Here is a 16,817-nt window from a genome sequence, read left to right on the forward strand (position 1 = left end):
ACCTTATTTTTAGCCCGCTACAACTTACCTGCGGCCATCTTTATTCTTGCAGCCGCTTCCTTTGCCGTATCACCCTCAATTGTATCACGCTTAATTACCTCGTTCTCGATAAGCTGCGAGAGGTTTTCGTTGCCAACCCTGATATCAGGAAAGAGCCTTCGAATTTCTCGTCGCACAAGTGAGATTACCGGTTCGGAGCGCATGATTGCGGAGACGGTGAATTTGTTGAAAAGCTGCGCCTGCTGGTGAAATGCGTCCATTGCGTCGATTGTCAGCCCTTCCTTTGCGAATAGGAAAAGGCACTGCAGATGATCGTCGTTTTTGGGATTCACGTCCGCCAGAACGATGCGGCAGACTTCTTCGTGGCTTATCTGGTTGGCGACGTAAATCCGAACCAGTCGCCATTCGACGGCGTTCGTCAGAATTACCCAGTGAATGCCCTGATGGGCTCCATAATCTATGACCTGGCGCAAATGATTGTCGGCAAGCTCGGCACCCGCTGATTTTACCTCGACGAGCAACCGAAGCTTACCACCTATTTTAATCGCGAGATCGACATAAGTGGCCTTGATCTGATGCTCGGAGGTAAGTTCCTCATATTTTTCGTAACCAAACACCTCGGCGAGGATGTCTTTTACCAGCGTAACGGTGTCGGCCTCGGCCACATCTGACTTTTGCTGCGTCACAGCAATGCGCTGGTATTTCTTTATGTTCGACGCAATACGGTCGACGAATTTCTTGGGTAGCTTATTCACGGCTTGCCCTCCCTATCCCTGGCGGGATTTGAGAACGACTTTACTTTAAAGACAAGTAGAAATTACGCCGGCTTGAAAAATGTGTCAGTCGGTAACGCAATCTCCAGACTTTAGGAGCCTTCGTCGCCGTCCTCGACAAGCGTCAGTTCGAGAGGGGAATGAACCTCACGCCACCGCCACACTCAATCTCGATATCGAACTCCATCGGCCAAGACGCCACCGGCACGAACTCCGCGCCGGCGGGTTGGTGGCAAAATACTTCGCATAGACTCGGTTGATGGCGGTGTAGAAGCCGGAGTTGACGGCGTAGATGCGCACCATCACCACCTTGTCCAGGGGGGTGCCGGCAGCTTCCAGGCAGTGTTTCAGCGCCTTCAGCGACGCCTCGGTCTGGACCTCGATGTCGCCGCGCACCATCTCGCCGGTCACCATGTCCACGGGCGGCGTCGCAGAGATGAACACGAAGCCGTTGGCCCTCACCGCCGTCGAGCACGGCAGGCCGAGCGAGCGCACTTCACCGACATCACGGTAGTTCGATGACTTCCTTGTCCATGGTGGTCCTCCCTGATTGGCGGGGAGCTTATCGCGGCGGCAAGGGAACGCCAGCGGCGACGCATGGTCCAGCGCCGACGCAGATAATCGCTTAGGGCGTTCCCCCTCTCCGTCTCGGCTTCGCCGAGCCACCTCTCCCCACCTCTGGCGGGGGCGAGGAACCAGGCTTGCGAAGGTCGCGACATCGGCGGTTGGCGTTTCCTCGCCCCGATAAAATGGGGAAGAGGTGGCTCGGCGCGCAGCGCCGAGACGGAGCGGGGGCTGGCACTGCCCCAAGCGATTACCTTCACCCCTGCCCCGGATACGGCGTCCCATCCTTGTGCAAAAACCGTCCATCCGAATTCGGGCTCATCATGTCGATGTCGGAGCAGGTGATGACATCCTCCATGTTGCGCGAGCCCACTTCCAGGTAACGCGCCGTCACCGATGAGCGGTTGATCATGTGGTGGCCATTGCCGCTGTTCTTGGCGAAGGTCGCGACGTCGCCGGCCTTGAGCGGCGTTTCGACGCCGTCCTCGACCAGCGTCAGCTCGCCCTCCAGCACATAGACGAGTTCGTCCTCATGGCTGTGCCAGTGGCGCTGGCTCGACCAGCCGCCGGGCGGGAGGGTCATGAGGTTGACGCCGAAATCGGTAAGGCCGCCGGCATCGCCGAGGCGCTGGCGGGTGCGGGACGCGCAAGGGATATCGAAGGGAGATGGATAAGGGCAGCCCTTGCGGACGGGGACGGCGGAGAGGTCGATTTTGGGCATGGAGGCCTCGCAGGTTGATGCGGGGAGTTTAACGCGGGGTGGCGGAAGGCGAAGAGCCAGGCGGACGGTTTGGAATTTGCCAAGGTTGGGGAAATGCGCAACGCAGCCATCCTTCGCCCCCCTCTCTGTCCTGCCGGACATCTCCCCCTCAAGGGGGGAGATTGGCAGCTTCGGCGCCTCGCCTGTTCTGCACCGTTGGCGATTGGCGAAAGCCGGCGTGACGGCTGATCTCCCCCCTTGAGGGGGAGATGTCCGGCAGGACAGAGAGGGGGGCCGTAGAGCGCTGTCCCCAACCGGTTAGCCTCCCAACCCCTTCACTGATGCGCCACCGCTAGTTCCTTCACATGCTTCTCGTGCGTCTTCAGCACCGGCAGCGTCTTCTTGGCGAATTCCTTCATCGTCGGGTCGTCGCCGGAATTGGCATAGGTGGAAAACAACGCCACCGCTTGCCTGTGCGCGTCGGTCTGCATCTTGATGTATTTGGCGTCGAACTCCTTACCGCTCGCACCCTTCAATTCGTCGAGCATCTGCTGCTCCTTGGGCTGCAGCGCCGGGCCGGCGGGCTTGATCGACGCGGTGGTCTGGCCCTGGCTCATTGCGGCCTTGAAGTCCTCAGCAACCTTGGCGTGATCCTTGATCATCTGCCCGGCGAAAGCCTTGACGTCGGCCGACGCCGACTTCTCCTCGGCCAGCTTGCTCGACTGGATCTCGAATTCGTTGGCGTTGGGCACTGTCGCGACGAAGGTCTGTGTGTCGACCTTGTTGTCGGTCACCATCGGCCCGACCGCGTCTGTATTGCTGTCGTCCGATTGGGCGACAGCGGCCGGCGCGCCGGCAAGGAGCGCGACGGCGACCAGGGGCAGCAGCGTTTTCATCTCAATCTCCGATCCGAAACAGCCCCTCTGCCATCCCCAACGCGGCATTGGCGTCGGGGTTGCCTCAAAAAGGCGCGCGGACTGAGCGCCCGCATCGCCGTCAGTGGCAGCGCGCGCCGGCATCGTGGCCGGCATATTGCAATTGCTCGTACCAGTCCGGGCGGCCTTCCGGCGTGAAGTCCATCAGGTTCCAGAGGATCTCGCAGGTGCCGATCGCACGCGGGTCCTGTCCTGGCTCGGTCGGCGCGAAGCCGAGCTCCGACGACCAAAAATGCCGGATGCCGTCGGCGTCACGATGGAAGACCGACAGCAGAGGAAGCTGCGCGCCCTCGGCGGTTTCAGAGTTGTAGTCGCGCTTGAAAGCGTTGCCGGCCGACGAGACGAGCCGCATGTTTTTCCAGCCGCGGTCACGGCCAAGCGCGGTCAGATTGTCGAGCGCGGTCTTCGCCACCACGGCGAAGTTGAAGCCGGCGCCCTCGAGATGACCGATCACGCCGTCGAACTGGTCGAGCAGCGCGGTGCAGGACGGGCATGGCTGGTCCTGCCGGGCCAGTTTCGCCGTCGCGCCGCCTGCGGCCACCTCGCGCGTCTCCTGCGGGTGGCGCGGGAACATCATCTGGTAGAGGATCAGCGAATCCTTGCCTGGCGCGAAGAGGTCCGACAACTTGACTTTCGCCGGCCGGCCCTCGGCGTCCAGCGCGTCGAAGACATAGTGCTGCGGCACCAGCCCGCCCGGCGGCAAGGCGCGTCTTGCTTCAGCCACCGCTTCCATGGCGCGGCGCAGCTCGATTTCCTTGCGCAGCAGCTTTTCGCGCGCGGTGCGGTATTTGGCGGATTCATTGGGAAAGGTGATCATGATCTTCTCCTTGGCCTTCGCGCCGGCGTCCCGGCGCGGGTTGCTCTACGGCCTAAGGACGTGCCTCTCGAACCGGTTCCGACATTCCGGCACGAGCTTTCTTCCTCAGCCCTTCACCCCGCCCGCGGTCAGCCCGGAGACGATGCGGCGCTGGAAGATCAGCACCAGCACCACCAGCGGCACGGTGACGATCACCGAGGCGGCCATGATATTGCCCCAGGGGATCTCGAACTGCGAATTGCCCGACAGCAGCGCGATCGCCACCGGCACGGTGCGTTGCGCGTTGGTCGAGGTGAAGGTGAGCGCGAACAGGAACTCGTTCCAGGCGCTGATGAAGGCGAGCAGCCCGGTGGTGGCCAGCGCCGGCCACATCAGCGGCAGGAAGATGCGCGTGAGGATGGTCCATGGCCCGGCGCCGTCGAGGATCGCCGCTTCCTCGATCTCGACCGGCAGGTCGCGCACGAAGGTGGTGAGCACCCAGACCGTGAACGGCAAGGTGAAGATCATGTAGGACAGGATGAGCGCGAGCAGCGAATTGTAGAGGTGCAGCGCCCTGACGATCTCGAACAGCCCGGCCAACGCGGCGACCTGTGGAAACATCGACACCGACAGGATCGCGAGCATCAGCGCCGAGCGCCCGCGAAAACGGATGCGCGCCAGCGCGTAGGCTGCGGTGACGCCGAGCAGCAGCGAGACCGCGACCACCGCGCCGGAGACGACGAGCGAATTCATCAGATTGCGCAGGAAGGGACCTTCGGTCAGCACGTTGCGGTAATTGGCAAGGCTGAACGATCGCGGCCAGAGCCCTGCCTGGAACAATTCGGTTCCCGATTTCAGGCTGGTGACGATGGCGTAGTAGAACGGAAACACCGCGACGAAGACGATCGCCAGAAGCAGCAGGTAGAAGGCGGCGCGCTTCAGCAATCTCATGTCAGCGGCCTCCGTCCAGGCTCAGCCGGCCGAGCCGGATATAGGCGATGGTGAGCAGGCCGATGATCAGGAACAGCAGCGTCGAGGCGGCCGAGCCATAGGCGAACTTGTCGAACTCGAACAGGTTCTCGCGCGCGAAGATCGACATCGACTTGGTTTGCACATTGTTGGGCGTCAGCACATAGATCAGGTCGAAGATGCGCAGCGCGTCGAGCGCGCGAAAAATTACCGCCACCATCACCGCCGGGCGGATGAGCGGCAAGGTCACCCGCCAGAAGATCTGCCACGGGTTGGCGCCGTCCAGCTTCGCCACTTCGAGGATCTCGCGTGGCAGCATCTGCAGCGCCGCCAGGATCAGCAGCGCCATGAACGGCGTCGTCTTCCAGATATCGACGATCAGCACGGCGATCATCGCGGTGTCGGCGCTGGCGGTCCAGGCGATCTTCTCGTGGATCAGGCCGAGATTGAGAAGCACGACATTGATGATGCCGAACTGGTCGTTGAGCATCCACTGCCACATCTTGGCCGAGACGATGGTCGGGATCGCCCAGGGAATGAGGATCGCGGCCCGCACGATGCCGCGCCCCGGGAATTCGGCATTGAGCGCAAGCGCCACGACCATGCCGAGCACCGTCTCGCAGGCCACAGAGACCACGGCGAAGCGCACCGTGTTCCACACCGCCCGCCACCAGACCGGATCGACGAGCAGCCCATCATAAAGCACCCGGCCGCTCGGCAGGCGCAGCACCGACAGGTAATTATCGAAGCCCACCCATTGCCGGGCGTCGAGATCGGCAAGCGAAGCGTCGGTGAAGCTGTAATAGACCGTGCGCAGGAACGGCCAGCCGGCGACGGCGGCGAGCACGAAAAGCATCGGCGCCAGAAACAGCCAGGCCGTGCGCACGCGCCGGCGCGCCAGCGGCGATCGCCTTGCCGCGGTCACCAGCCCTTGCCTTTCAGCCTGGTCAGCCTCGCCGCGAGATCGGCCAAATTGTCGGCGGCGCCGCCCTGGCCGGAGATCGTGTCGTGCACGGCCGTCCAGAACTGGCTCGATGCCTCGTTGTATTTGATCCGGGCGGTTGCCGAGGGACGCGGCTGCGCGTTAAGGAATATCTCTTTCCAGCGCGGCACGATCGGCTGCTGCCTGGCGATGTCGGGGTCGTCATAGAGCGCCGCGATGGTCGGCAGGTTAGCCGTCTTCAGCGTCCGGTATTTCTGCATTTCCGGCGACGCGATGAACTTGACCAGATCGATCGCAGCATTCGGGTGCTTCGAATATTTGGAGACGGCAAGGTTCCAGCCGCCAAGCGTGGCGACCGGCCGCCCGCCGTCGCCGGCCGGCAGCGGCGCCACGTCGAACTTGCCCTTGATCGGCGAGCTCTCGCTGTTGCCGAGCGCATAGGCATAGGGCCAGTTGCGCATGAAGACGGCATTGCCGGTTTGCCAGACGCCACGCGCTTCTTCCTCCTGATAGGCAAGCACGCCCGGCGGCGCGATGGTGCCGATCCAACCCTTGACCCTATCGAGCGCCGCAGCCGCCTTTGGATTGTCGATGGAGATGCGGCCGTCCGGCTCGATGATCCCGCCGCCGCCACTCGACATCACCCATTCGAGCGCGTTGCAGGTCAGCCCCTCATAGGCGTTGCCCTGGAAGACATAGCCCCAGATGTCCTGGTTGCCGCCCGCCCGCTCCTTGTCCATGACCAGCCTGGCGGTGTCCTGCAGTTCCTTCCAGGTGGTCGGCACCTTGGCGCCATATGTGGCCAGCAGATCCTTGCGGTAGTAGAGCGCCGGCGCGTCGGTGAAGATCGGCAGGGCGACCAGCCTGCCGTTGACCGTCTGCGACTTGATGATCGACGGGAAATGCGCGCCGACGACGTCCTTCGTCGCCTGCGTGAGGTCGACCAGTTGACTGGCTAGCTGTGGCGCCCAGATGACGTCGGTCTGGTAGACGTCGATATCGCTGCTGCCGGCGGCGAGCCACAGCCGGTATTGGCCGAACTGGTCGGTGGTCGAAGGCGGAATGACGACGATGTCGACCTTGTTGCCGCTCTTCTTCTGGTAACGATCGAGTATCTCGCGCAGCACCTTGATGCCGTTGCCGGTGTCACCCGACACGATCGACAGCTCCACGGCCCGCGCTTGCGTGGCGCCCAGCAGAATGCCGGCGGCCAGGACTGCGGAAGCAAGTTTCACGGGGCTGCGGACCTCCTGCGCGACCGGCGACGCATAGGTCGCGGCTCATCAAGGCCCCTGCGTTGAATGCGCGACGTCGCTTAGGGTTCCCCGCGCTTGTGCGCGCTGACCGGCCCGGCGGGGCGATGAAGCCGATCTCGGTCGGATCGACCGCGTCGGTGTCTCGTTCCGTCCGCCTTGCTTCACGCAAAGCGGACGGGCTCCGAAACCCCCGCCCCGGAGCCCGCCTGGGAGTGGCTGACGCATGCCGGCACAGCCTCCTCCGACGCCTTGCCCGCGTCGATCCGCCGATCGGCCGCCCGGCACGACGACGCATTAGCATGCCCTAACGTCAGCCTATGTGAAGGAGTTCACAATGAATGCGCGCAGGTGGTTGCAGCGCCGTACCGGAAGCCCTCCAACGCATGACGACGCGGCCCTTTACGCATCAGCCTTCCCAGTCGACCGGGGTCATGCCGAGCCGCTCGTAGAGCCTGAAGGCCGCGGTGTTCTTGACCGTGTTGGTCTTGAGATCGATATGGGCCGCTCCGCGCTCGCGAAACGTCAGGAACGCGTGCCGCATCAGCGCCTCGCCGATGCCTTGCCGTCTCGACTCCGGATGGACGGCGAGGTCCTTGACGAAACCCGACGTCCAGCAGAGCGCCGCCCCCGCCAGCAGGCCCTTGCCGTCGATCGCCAGGAAACAGAGAGCGGGATCGAACTCCGCATCGCCGGCAATACGCGGCCACCATTCGTCGAACGGCCCGTCGGCGCCGTCGTCGAACACCTCTTGCAGCAGCGCGTGCAGGGCTTGCGCGTCCCGATGTTCGAACGCGCGCATGACGAAGCCCTCCGGCCAATGCGGCGCGGTCAGCGTATCGTCGAGGACCTTACGCAGGCGGATATCGTTGGGAGCTGGCGGGCGGGGCGTCGTGTTTTCATGCATGGCGCTGTCTCGAAACGCCGCGCGGGACCGTCCGCTCAGGCGTCGGGTTGCAAGCGGCGCCGCTTGCGGTCGATGCCAAGGCCCGTCGCCTCGAGCAGGCCTTTGCGCTTGGCGTCGTAGTAATAGCCGGTCTGGTAGAGCATGTCGGCACGCTTGGCGTTGCCGCCCGAAACCAGCCAGGCGCCGCGCAGATATTTCACCGCGTATTTGAGATTGGTCTCGGCGTCGAACAGGCCGGTCGCCGGCCCGTCATAGCCCATGCCCCGCGCCGTCGCGTGCTTGATCTGCATCAGGCCCCAATGGCCGTGATTATAAGCTTTCGGGTTGAAGGTGCTCTCGCGGTTGACGACATGGCGCACAAGGTCGATCGGCACTTCATAGATCGCCGAATATTTCTCGATCAGCCTTTCGATCTCGCCACGCGGTCCGCTGGCGTGCTGCTCGGGCTGGCCGGGTGCTGCCAACAGTGCCGGATTCCCCGGCACCACATAGGCGACCTGCTGGACGCCGGGCATCGGGGCAATTTTCGCCGACTTGCCGGTGACCGGCATGGCGACGCCCGCGGTCGTATACGCCGCCGCACGGCTGATGGATCCAGGACCGGTCGGCGAGCCACCGGCGGTCAGCACCGGGGGCGGCGGAAACTGACCGGCGACCGGCGTCGAGCCGGCGAAAGCTGCCGGCTGCGCCAGCGCTGCGTCGGACTGGGGTGCGCCGGGCTGGACAGGTGGCGGCAAAAGCGCGCTTTGCGTCGCGGGGGCGCCGGGCGTGGTCGCCATGGCAACCGCATCGCCGGTCAGCGCCGCGGTCTGCACCTGCGCGAGGCCGGAAGGCTCCGGCAATACGGCCACCGTTTGGGGCAGCGCAAGCGTCGGCGTATCGTCCGCGACAACAGGCGTCGAAGCCGCCGCAAGCGCGGGCGCGGCCTTCATCTGCGAGGTCGATGTGCACCCGCTGAGACCGGCTGCCGCGATGAGCACGCCGACCGCGGTGATGATGATTTTAGCTGGCAAGCCGTGCGGGTCCGGTTTGTCGGTTGTTAAGAAGTCCTTACACCAGCGATTCCCCCCCGGCAATCGGGGCCACCCGGCGGTTTTCGGGTGGCGACAACAGGGCGGAAGTGCCATATTGTTCTGGATATGTACTCGTTTTTCGCCGTTTTGCGGAAGGAATACGTCATGAAACCCACATCTGAGATCACGGCCGGCCACGCAGTGTTAGAAACAGTGATCGGCTTCATGGGCATCGCCTGGAGCGAGAAGGGCCTGATCCGGCTTTGCCTGCCCGAGCGCAGCCCCGAAGCGGTCGAGCGCCGGCTGCTCCGCCACCCCGGCGTCTCGACCTCGACCGACCAGCCGCGATGGGTGGTCGAGCTGATCGCCTCGATCAAGGCATACGCCGCCGGCGAGGATGTCGACTTCTCCGACGTGCCGGTCGATCTCGACGGCGTCGACGATTTCCGCCTCGCCATCTACGATGCGGCGCGCAAGCTCGGCTTCGGTGAGACCGCCACCTATGGCGAGCTGGCCAAGCGCGCCGGTCATGCGGGTCTTCCACGCGAAACGGGCGCGGCGCTTGGCGCCAATCCGGTGCCGCTGGTCATTCCGTGCCACCGTATCCTGGCGGCCGGCGGCAAGATCGGCGGCTTCTCCGCGCCGGGCGGTTCGGCCACCAAGGAAAAGATGCTGGCCATGGAAGGCGTTCGCGTCGGCCCGCCGCCAGCCGCGCAGGCCTCGTTCGGGTTCTGAGGGACGCTGCGTATCAGTCGTGCAAGAACCGGCGGCGGAAGCGCCGGTCGAAATCCGGACGCTTGCAGACATAGACCATGCAGGACCTGGTGTCGGCGCTCGGCACATAGGCCCGTGATCGCACCTCACCCGCATTGCAGAAGCGCTCATCGCGCACATAGCGGTCGTAGAGCGGCAGACCTGGCACGCGCGTCGACTGGTAGCGCAGGATGACGGCGCCCTGTCTGGCGATCGTTGCCTGCACCCGGTCGCAGCTCATGCGTGTCGGATCGTAACGCGACACCGCATGGGCTTCTGCGGCCAGCAGCAAGAAAGAAGCGGCAAGCACAATGGTCTTCATGGTTCCTCTCCCAAAGCAACCCAGGCGCTCTCGTACGGCAAGCATCTCATCCCTCCACAACGCGCGGCTGCTGTCAAAACTTCCATCGCCTTCGACGGGGACGACATGCCGTCGGCGCCTCAAGCGACCCGTCTTGTTTTCTCGCTCAAACTATCCTATATCCGCTCCATTGAATTTGGCCGATCGATCGGGCCGCGATCTTCGCGTTTGCTGACGTCTATCTCCAAAATTTCGATACCGCCGGCCGGACATTGGTCAGGTCAAACAAAAGCAAATGTGAAGGGCATTCTAAATGGCAACTGGTACGGTCAAGTGGTTCAACGCCACCAAGGGCTACGGCTTCATCCAGCCTGACAATGGCGGCGCGGACGTTTTCGTCCACATCTCCGCTGTCGAGCGCGCTGGCATGACGAGCCTGGCTGAAGGCCAGAAAATCAACTTCGAGATCGAGCAGGACCGCCGCACCGGCAAGTCCGCCGCTGGGTCTCTGAGCAAGGCAGCCTGATTTGGCTTAAGCATTTTGCAGCCAAGCGTAACCGCTTGGCGTAGCAGAGTGCAACTAAGTAAAGGCGCGCGCCGGACGAAGGTTCGGGGCACGCGGCAAGTCACGGATGTACTGACGGTCGCGCGAGAAGCGCGCCGGAGCGGAAAGACCCGACAAGCTGGAACAGCAGATAGCTGCCAGCCCGGACCGGACGCTCCCGATCAGGCTACCGACAGAGGAAGGCGGGCATTGCCCGCCTTTTTTGTTGCCTGATTTCCGGTAATTTGCCGCCAGGGTCCAACAGTATCACTTGGCGATACTTTTGGCCCTGCGTGTGCTACTATTAACCTATGACCAAGCTTGAACAGATCGAGAAATCCGTCGCCGAACTGAGCCCCGAAGAGCTGAAGGCCTTTGCCGCTTGGTTCGAGGCCCTGCAGGCTGATTTATGGGATAGACAAATCGAAGCCGATGCGAAGGCGGGCCGGCTGGACAAATTGGTGGCCGAAGCCCGCGCCGAAATAGCTGCCGGCAAGTTGCGCGACCTGTGAGGCATCGCGCTACAGCGAGCTTTGGAAAAATATAACTCCTTGCCGAAGGCTGTTCGTCGCGCGACCGACAAGAGCTTCACGTTAATGAAGACCAATCCCCGGCACCCGTCCCTGCATTTCAAAAAAGTGGGAGAGCTTTGGTCGGCGAGGATAGACGACAATTATCGGGCCTTGGCCCTCGAAAGCGGTGATGGCTTTGACTGGATCTGGATCGGCACCCATGCCGAATACGATCGACTTATCAAATAGCCCCTCGCGCTGATGCTCCAGCGAAAGCGGCTAGCAGACGGCTAGATCATTCTTTCCGCCCGATCGGCACATGCCCCTTGTCGGCCTCGACCCGCTTCAGCCAGGCGGCGACGGCCGGATAAGCGTCGAGCTGAAAGCCGCCCATCCCAGCGGTGTGGGTGTAAGCGTATAGAGCGATGTCGGCGACGCTGTAGGAATTGCCCGCGAAGAATGCGTTCTGTTCCAGGTGTCTGTTCATCACGCCAAGCGCCTTGTTGCCGCGCTCCAAGGTCTGCGCCAAGCGTTCCGGCGTCGCGTCCTTCGCCCGTTCCGGGAAGGTCAGCAGCGCCTTGCGCACCGCGATATAGGGCTCATGGCTGTATTGCTCGAAGAACAGCCATTGGTACGCCAAGGCGCGTTCGTATTTCTCGGCCGGCAGGAAGCGCGTGCCTTCGGCGAGGTAGAGCAGGATGGCGTTGCTCTCGGCGATGCACCTGCCGTCGTCGAGCTCCAGCATCGGCACCATCGCGTTCGGATTCTTGGCGACGTAGTCGGGCCTGCGCGTCTCGCCGGTGTGCGAGCTCACCTCTATGCGGTCGAAGGGGATGCCGAGCTTGGCCATCAACAGCCGCGGCTTGTAGCAATTGCCGCTGTCGGCCATGTCGTAAAGGATCATGCTCTTGCCCTCTCACGGTCTCCTGGGAACGCTCTAACGCGCACGGCTAGGTCCCATCCAGTGATTTGTTTTTGCGAAGAACCATCAGCGGCGCTGATGCGTTCCTGGAGGTCGGGCATCAGCGACGCTGATGCAGGGGCACGACCTTGTTGCCGGCGTCGAGCAGAGCGTCGACGGAAAGCGGGCCTTCCCTGAAGATCGTGCCGGCGGTCGCGGGGCGGGCGAGATGGAAACCTTGCAGCAGGTCGACGCCGCCCTCGAGCGCGACGCGCAGGTGCTGTGCGTTCTCGATGCCCTCGACCAGCACTTTGGCGCCGCGTTCGTGCAGCGTAGCCACCAATGGCCGGAAGAAACGCTCGGCGGCGGCATGGCGGCAGAGCTCGCCAAACCAGGCGCCATCGATCTTGACGATGTCGGGCGCAAGCAGATTGATGCGCGCCTAGGTCGAATGCCCCGTGCCGAAATCGTCGATGGCGATGCGGATCCCGTCGCGCCGCATTTCGCGCACCAGGCTGGCAAGAACGCGGTCGTCGGCAGCCTGTTCGGTGATCTCGCAAACCAGCAGGCCGGGCTCGAGTTCGAAATCGCCGAGATGCCTGGTCATCAGCCGGATCTCGGCAAGCGCCCGTCCGAGATGGTCGTTGACGTTCGGATTATAGTTGAAGAACAGCGTCAGTCCCTCGACGCCGATGTTGCGGTAGTTGCCCAGATGCAGCATCCGGCACATCGTTTCGACAAATAGCCGGTCGGACGCGGGAACGCCGTCGAAGAACATCGACGGGGCCATAGGCTCCGCGATGCGCCGCGGCTCGATCAGCCCCTCGACGGCAACCGCCCTGAGTGCTTTGCCCTCCGGCGCGAAGATCGGCTGATAGCCGCTCCACAGCCGGAACTCGCCATAGACGCCGAACTGAAGGCCGATCTCGTCGACGAAGATCGCCTCGGCGACGTTGCGCCGCCTGTCCGGTTGTTGGCTCATGGCGCGACCTTGCGCCCGAACACTCTTGCCGGCCGCGGCTGCCGGATCGGTGCCGCCGGGCTTGCGGCGGCCTGTGGCTTGCTCGCTTCGGTCGCGGCCTGTGGCGCGATCTTGCTGAAAACGCGAAAGCTGGTGGGGGCAAGTTCCGGCCGGGCAAGCACATAGCCCTGCACCATCGAGGCGCCGGACCTCTCGGCAAGCTCCAGCTGCCAGCCTTCCTCGATACCTTCGAAGACGGTGCGGATGCCTTGGTTCTCGAAACTCTGCACCATCGCCGTCAGCAACGCGAAGCCGGCGCCGGACTCCATCAGGTGGGTGATCCAATGCGCATCGAATTTGACGATGTCGGGCTTGAGTTCCTTGATCCGGTTGATGTCGGAATCATCGGCGCCATAGTCGTCCACCGCGATGCGGAAGCCATTGGCCCTCAGCGCCTCGACGAAGCCGTAGAGCGTTTCCTGCGAAGCGGATTTCTGCTCGGTGACCTCGCAGACGATGCGGCGCGGATCGATGCCGACTTCGTGCAGCACCAGCCGCATGTCGCGCAACGCCTTGTCGACGATGCTGCGATCGGTGAAGACCGACGGATCGAAATTGACGAAGATGGATGCCTCTTCCGGCAGGCAGGCGCCGGCGTTCAGGAGATGCAGCGTGCGCGTCAGCGCCTCGATATGCAGCCGGTCGGCCGCCGGGCAGGTACCGAAAAATGCCCCCGGCGACTGCGGCTCGCCGTCGCGAAACGGCCGGATCAGCCCCTCGAAAGCGGCGACCGAGAGCTTGCCCTCCTTGAAGGCGAAGATCGGCTGGAACGCGCTCTGCAGCGTATAGATGCCCCAGACACCCGTCGAGGTGCCGTCGTCATGACGGACGATGTGGGCAAGCCCGATGCTGCGCGACAAGGTCTCTCGCTCCGCGAATAGGCGCAATCCGATCTGCGATCCTGCCAGCCAAGGGTTTACCGGCCGTTGATGAATTTAGCGTTGCCGCTCACGCAGGCTGACTTTGGTCACGCCTCCTTGACCTCTGGCTCATCGCACAATGCTTGCGCTCCGCGCGATGATGCGACATGAGAGGCGCCGCGGCCGCTCCTGGCCGCCTTTCCTAGGAGACATTTTGTCATGGCCTTTCTCGCCGACGCCCTTTCCCGCGTTAAGCCTTCCGCGACCATCGCGGTGACGCAGAAAGCGCGCGAGCTGAAAAATGCCGGCCGTGACGTGATCGGCCTCGGCGCCGGCGAGCCGGACTTCGATACGCCCGACAACATCAAGAACGCGGCGATCGAGGCGATCCGCCGCGGCGAGACCAAATATCCGCCGGTTTCGGGCATCGTGCCGCTGCGCGAGGCGATCGCGAAGAAATTCAAGCGCGAGAACAATCTCGACTACCGGCCGGAGCAGACCATCGTCGGCACCGGCGGCAAGCAGATCCTGTTCAACGCCTTCATGGCGACGCTGAACCCCGGCGACGAGGTCGTCATCCCGCGCCCCTACTGGGTGAGCTATCCCGAGATGGTGGCGATCTGCGGCGGCACGTCGGTCTTCGCCGACACCTCGATCGACAACGGCTTCAAGCTGACGCCGCAAGTGCTGGAAAAGGCGATCACGCCGAAAACCAAATGGCTGCTGATGAACTCGCCGTCGAACCCGTCGGGCGCCGCCTACACGGAGGCCGAGCTGCGGGCGCTGGCCGATGTGCTGCTCAAGCATCCGCATGTCTGGACGCTGACCGACGACATGTATGAGCACCTGACCTATGGCGACTTCGTCTTCAAGACCATCGCCGAGGTCGAGCCGAACCTCTACGAGCGCACGCTGACCATGAACGGCGTGTCGAAAGCCTATGCCATGACCGGCTGGCGCATCGGCTATGCCGCCGGCCCGGTGCCGCTGATCAAGGCGATGGACATGATCCAGGGCCAGCAGACTTCCGGCGCCTGCACCATCGCGCAATGGGCTTCCGTCGAAGCGCTCAACGGGCCGCAGGATTTCATCGCGAAGAACAAGGCGATCTTCCAGGGCCGGCGCGACCTCGTGGTCTCGATGCTCAACCAGGCGCGCGGCATCTCCTGCCCCTCGCCCGAAGGCGCCTTCTACGTCTATCCGTCCTGCGCCCAGCTGATCGGCAAGAAGACGAAGGCGGGCAAGGTGATCGACAATGACGAAGCCTTCTGCTCCGAACTGCTCGAGGCGCAGGGTGTTGCGGTGGTGTTTGGCTCGGCCTTCGGCCTCGGACCGAACTTCCGCATCTCCTACGCCACGTCGGACGCGCTGCTGGAGGAAGCCTGCACGCGCATCCAGCGCTTCACCGCGTCGCTGACCTGATCGGCGCAAAGCAGCCGAACGAGAAAACCCGGCTGCGGCCGGGTTTTTTATTGAGCGGCGTTCGATGTCATGCCTGCTGCTTGGCTTGCCTGGCCGATCGCGCCTCGGCCGGCGTGAGCACGGCAATCAGCAGGGCGGCGGTGAGGAACGCGCCGATCGCCGCGGTCAGCATCGCGGCGTGGAAGCCACCTGCATAAGCAACCGTGAAAAGCGCGTGCACGCCGCTCGCGCCCATCGCCGCGTCGGTGGTGAAATCATGCCGCGAGATGGCGGCACGGGCCACCGCTTCGGCATTGGCGACGCCGGCGTCGCCGAGATAGCCGGCGAGCAGATTGGTCGCCCGCATGCTCATCAGCGCGCCGAGCAGCGCGATGCCGATGGCAAGGCCGCTCTGGCGGGTGGCGTTGATCACCGCCGACACCATGCCCGAACGCTCGCGCGGCGCGTAGGACATGGCCGCCGCACTTCCCGTCGGGATCGCCAGCGAGTTGCCGAGGCCATTGATCGCGAACAGCAGGCAGAGCATCGCGTAGGGCGTCGACCGCTCGGCCCAGCACATGCCGAGCATGGAAAGGCCGATCAGCGCGTAGCCCGCCGTCATCAAAAGCGAATGGCCGTAGCGCGCGCTGAGCCTGCCGATCCACGGCGACACGACGATCTGGACGATGAAGGCCGGGGCCATGCGCAGGCCGGTCTGAGTCGGCGACCAGCCTTGCACCTGCTGCAGGAACATCGAGAAGAAGAAGACGCTGGTGTAGGAGGTGAAGCCGAGCGCGAACGAGGCGACATTGGCGACGGCAAAGCGCACGTCGCGGAACAGGCCGAGCGGGAGCATCGGCCGCGGCGTGCGCGCCTCAAAGCCAAGGAAGATCGCCAGCCCGGCGATGCCGACGACGAGCGCAGCGACGGTCCAGGGATCGCTCCAGCCGTTCTCGCCCGCGGAAATCAGGCCGAAGGTCAAGGCGCCGAGCCACAGGATGCTGAGCGCAAGGCCGACGAGATCGAGATGCGCATGTTCCGGATGCGCTGTCTCGCTGATGGAGACGGCGCCGAGCACGACCGTAACCAGGCCGAGCGGCAGGTTGATCAGGAAGATGCTCTGCCAGCCGACAGTCTGCACCAGGATGCCGCCCAGCACCGGGCCGACCAGCAGTGAGACGGCGGCGAACGAGGCCCAGCCGCCGATGACGCCGGCGCGCTCGCGGGGATCCGGAAAAGCCTGCGTCAGGATCGACAACGCGCCCGGGATGAGCAGCGAGCCCGCGATCCCTTGCACCACCCGACCGGCAAGCAATGCCGTCAGATTCGGCGTCACCGCGCAGATCAGCGAGCCGGCCACGAAGATGCCGACGCCCCAGAGCCAGGAACGCTTGCGGCCATAACGGTCGCCGATCAGCCCGGACGACAGCATGAAGGCTGAAAGGCAGAGCGTGTAAGCATCGACCACCCATTGCAGCCCGCCAAAATCGGTCTGCAAGGCCTGCTGGATGGTCGGCAGGGCGACATTGACGATGCTGACATCGAGAAGCGCCACGAACGAGCCGAGATAAATGGCGGCGACAAGCGGCAATCGGCTTTTAGGCATTATGAATTCCAGATGCGTAACCGCCCGGAGGGCTGCATGGAGGGGCGATACGATTGAGTGCGGCA

18 protein-coding genes and 2 pseudogenes are annotated in these 16,817 nt (G+C 63.6%); 5 read left to right on the top strand and 15 right to left on the bottom strand.

Annotated features, from left to right (window positions below; genetic code table 11):
* Positions 1–17: 17 nt before the first annotated feature.
* The 10 genes and pseudogenes from FJ471_RS13850 to FJ471_RS13900 form a co-directional block, all read right to left on the bottom strand.
* Entirely contained in the window at positions 18–755 is a 738-nt protein-coding gene (locus FJ471_RS13850; RefSeq protein ID WP_140803883.1) for a type I restriction enzyme HsdR N-terminal domain-containing protein, read from the bottom strand.
* Between the two features lie 142 nt (positions 756–897).
* Positions 898–1,308, bottom strand: a pseudogene (locus FJ471_RS13855) (Rid family hydrolase).
* A 285-nt stretch (positions 1,309–1,593) separates the two neighbouring features.
* Entirely contained in the window at positions 1,594–2,058 is a 465-nt protein-coding gene (locus tag FJ471_RS13860; RefSeq protein WP_140803885.1) for a cupin domain-containing protein, read from the bottom strand.
* Between the two features lie 314 nt (positions 2,059–2,372).
* Positions 2,373–2,933 carry a DUF4142 domain-containing protein gene (locus FJ471_RS13870; RefSeq protein WP_140803887.1) on the bottom strand — a complete coding sequence of 187 codons (561 nt, stop codon included), beginning with the start codon at positions 2,931–2,933 and terminating at the stop codon, positions 2,373–2,375.
* Positions 2,934–3,033: 100 nt separating this feature from the next.
* Positions 3,034–3,789: a DUF899 family protein gene (locus FJ471_RS13875; protein ID WP_140803889.1), complete on the bottom strand. Its 756-nt coding sequence runs from the start codon at positions 3,787–3,789 to the stop codon at positions 3,034–3,036.
* Between the two features lie 105 nt (positions 3,790–3,894).
* Positions 3,895–4,719, bottom strand: a complete 825-nt coding sequence (locus tag FJ471_RS13880) for a carbohydrate ABC transporter permease (RefSeq protein WP_140803891.1) — start codon at positions 4,717–4,719, stop codon at positions 3,895–3,897.
* 1 nt (position 4,720) lies between these two features.
* Positions 4,721–5,593: a sugar ABC transporter permease gene (locus FJ471_RS13885; protein WP_140803983.1), complete on the bottom strand. Its 873-nt coding sequence runs from the start codon at positions 5,591–5,593 to the stop codon at positions 4,721–4,723.
* Positions 5,594–5,658: 65 nt separating this feature from the next.
* Positions 5,659–6,915 (bottom strand): ABC transporter substrate-binding protein, encoded by a 1,257-nt coding sequence (locus FJ471_RS13890; protein ID WP_140803893.1) that lies wholly within the window; start codon positions 6,913–6,915, stop codon positions 5,659–5,661.
* A 427-nt stretch (positions 6,916–7,342) separates the two neighbouring features.
* Entirely contained in the window at positions 7,343–7,840 is a 498-nt protein-coding gene (locus FJ471_RS13895; RefSeq protein WP_140803895.1) for an N-acetyltransferase, read from the bottom strand.
* 35 nt (positions 7,841–7,875) lie between these two features.
* Positions 7,876–8,853 carry a lytic transglycosylase domain-containing protein gene (locus tag FJ471_RS13900; protein WP_140803897.1) on the bottom strand — a complete coding sequence of 326 codons (978 nt, stop codon included), beginning with the start codon at positions 8,851–8,853 and terminating at the stop codon, positions 7,876–7,878.
* Positions 8,854–9,018: 165 nt separating this feature from the next.
* Here FJ471_RS13900 and FJ471_RS13905 point away from each other — a divergent pair, with 165 nt between their 5' ends.
* On the top strand, positions 9,019–9,588 hold the full coding sequence (locus FJ471_RS13905) for a methylated-DNA--[protein]-cysteine S-methyltransferase (protein ID WP_140803899.1): 570 nt from the start codon (positions 9,019–9,021) through the stop codon (positions 9,586–9,588).
* A 13-nt stretch (positions 9,589–9,601) separates the two neighbouring features.
* Here FJ471_RS13905 and FJ471_RS13910 read toward each other — a convergent pair whose 3' ends face one another.
* Entirely contained in the window at positions 9,602–9,928 is a 327-nt protein-coding gene (locus FJ471_RS13910; protein ID WP_140803901.1) for a hypothetical protein, read from the bottom strand.
* A 292-nt stretch (positions 9,929–10,220) separates the two neighbouring features.
* On the opposite strand from FJ471_RS13910, the gene FJ471_RS13915 reads away from it, so the two are divergent.
* The 3 genes from FJ471_RS13915 to FJ471_RS13925 all read left to right on the top strand — a co-directional run bounded on the left by FJ471_RS13915 (position 10,221) and on the right by FJ471_RS13925 (position 11,212).
* A complete protein-coding gene (locus FJ471_RS13915) occupies positions 10,221–10,433 on the top strand; it encodes a cold-shock protein (protein WP_027168154.1) in 213 nt (70 codons plus the stop codon).
* 329 nt (positions 10,434–10,762) lie between these two features.
* Complete coding sequence (locus FJ471_RS13920; RefSeq protein WP_140803903.1) at positions 10,763–10,963, top strand: hypothetical protein; 201 nt, start codon at positions 10,763–10,765, stop codon at positions 10,961–10,963.
* Positions 10,964–11,002: 39 nt separating this feature from the next.
* Positions 11,003–11,212 carry a hypothetical protein gene (locus tag FJ471_RS13925; RefSeq protein WP_140803905.1) on the top strand — a complete coding sequence of 70 codons (210 nt, stop codon included), beginning with the start codon at positions 11,003–11,005 and terminating at the stop codon, positions 11,210–11,212.
* A gap of 46 nt (positions 11,213–11,258) precedes the next feature.
* Here the strand turns inward: FJ471_RS13925 and FJ471_RS13930 are convergent, their stop codons facing one another.
* From FJ471_RS13930 to FJ471_RS13940, 3 genes and pseudogenes are all read right to left on the bottom strand, one after another.
* Entirely contained in the window at positions 11,259–11,867 is a 609-nt protein-coding gene (locus FJ471_RS13930) for a glutathione S-transferase family protein (protein WP_140803907.1), read from the bottom strand.
* A gap of 118 nt (positions 11,868–11,985) precedes the next feature.
* Positions 11,986–12,846, bottom strand: a pseudogene (locus tag FJ471_RS13935) (EAL domain-containing protein).
* Positions 12,843–13,745 carry an EAL domain-containing protein gene (locus tag FJ471_RS13940; RefSeq protein WP_140803908.1) on the bottom strand — a complete coding sequence of 301 codons (903 nt, stop codon included), beginning with the start codon at positions 13,743–13,745 and terminating at the stop codon, positions 12,843–12,845. The pseudogene FJ471_RS13935 and the gene FJ471_RS13940 overlap by 4 nt, the downstream one beginning before the upstream one ends.
* Positions 13,746–13,964: 219 nt before the next feature.
* Here FJ471_RS13940 and FJ471_RS13945 point away from each other — a divergent pair, with 219 nt between their 5' ends.
* The gene (locus tag FJ471_RS13945) at positions 13,965–15,167 is read left to right on the top strand and encodes a pyridoxal phosphate-dependent aminotransferase (protein ID WP_140803910.1); all 1,203 of its coding nucleotides are present in this window, start codon (positions 13,965–13,967) and stop codon (positions 15,165–15,167) included.
* A gap of 67 nt (positions 15,168–15,234) precedes the next feature.
* Here the strand turns inward: FJ471_RS13945 and FJ471_RS13950 are convergent, their stop codons facing one another.
* Positions 15,235–16,752: an MFS transporter gene (locus tag FJ471_RS13950; RefSeq protein WP_140803912.1), complete on the bottom strand. Its 1,518-nt coding sequence runs from the start codon at positions 16,750–16,752 to the stop codon at positions 15,235–15,237.
* Positions 16,753–16,817: the final 65 nt, after the last annotated feature.

Origin of the sequence: Mesorhizobium sp. B2-7-1 (assembly GCF_006440735.1) — a bacterium.
GTDB lineage: Bacteria > Pseudomonadota > Alphaproteobacteria > Rhizobiales > Rhizobiaceae > Mesorhizobium.

Bases quoted from the DNA above. Each gene is read 5' to 3' on its own strand.
- FJ471_RS13885 (WP_140803983.1), bottom strand. From the start codon at position 5,593: ATGCTTTTCGTGCTCGCCGCCGTCGCCGGCTGGCCGTTCCTGCGCACG.
- FJ471_RS13870 (WP_140803887.1), bottom strand. From the start codon at position 2,933: ATGAAAACGCTGCTGCCCCTGGTCGCCGTCGCGCTCCTTGCCGGCGCG.
- FJ471_RS13945 (WP_140803910.1), top strand. From the start codon at position 13,965: ATGGCCTTTCTCGCCGACGCCCTTTCCCGCGTTAAGCCTTCCGCGACC.
- FJ471_RS13915 (WP_027168154.1), top strand. From the start codon at position 10,221: ATGGCAACTGGTACGGTCAAGTGGTTCAACGCCACCAAGGGCTACGGC.
- FJ471_RS13950 (WP_140803912.1), bottom strand. From the start codon at position 16,752: ATGCCTAAAAGCCGATTGCCGCTTGTCGCCGCCATTTATCTCGGCTCG.
- FJ471_RS13880 (WP_140803891.1), bottom strand. From the start codon at position 4,719: ATGAGATTGCTGAAGCGCGCCGCCTTCTACCTGCTGCTTCTGGCGATC.
- FJ471_RS13895 (WP_140803895.1), bottom strand. From the start codon at position 7,840: ATGCATGAAAACACGACGCCCCGCCCGCCAGCTCCCAACGATATCCGC.
- FJ471_RS13910 (WP_140803901.1), bottom strand. From the start codon at position 9,928: ATGAAGACCATTGTGCTTGCCGCTTCTTTCTTGCTGCTGGCCGCAGAA.
- FJ471_RS13920 (WP_140803903.1), top strand. From the start codon at position 10,763: ATGACCAAGCTTGAACAGATCGAGAAATCCGTCGCCGAACTGAGCCCC.
- FJ471_RS13860 (WP_140803885.1), bottom strand. From the start codon at position 2,058: ATGCCCAAAATCGACCTCTCCGCCGTCCCCGTCCGCAAGGGCTGCCCT.
- FJ471_RS13875 (WP_140803889.1), bottom strand. From the start codon at position 3,789: ATGATCACCTTTCCCAATGAATCCGCCAAATACCGCACCGCGCGCGAA.
- FJ471_RS13905 (WP_140803899.1), top strand. From the start codon at position 9,019: ATGAAACCCACATCTGAGATCACGGCCGGCCACGCAGTGTTAGAAACA.
- FJ471_RS13930 (WP_140803907.1), bottom strand. From the start codon at position 11,867: ATGATCCTTTACGACATGGCCGACAGCGGCAATTGCTACAAGCCGCGG.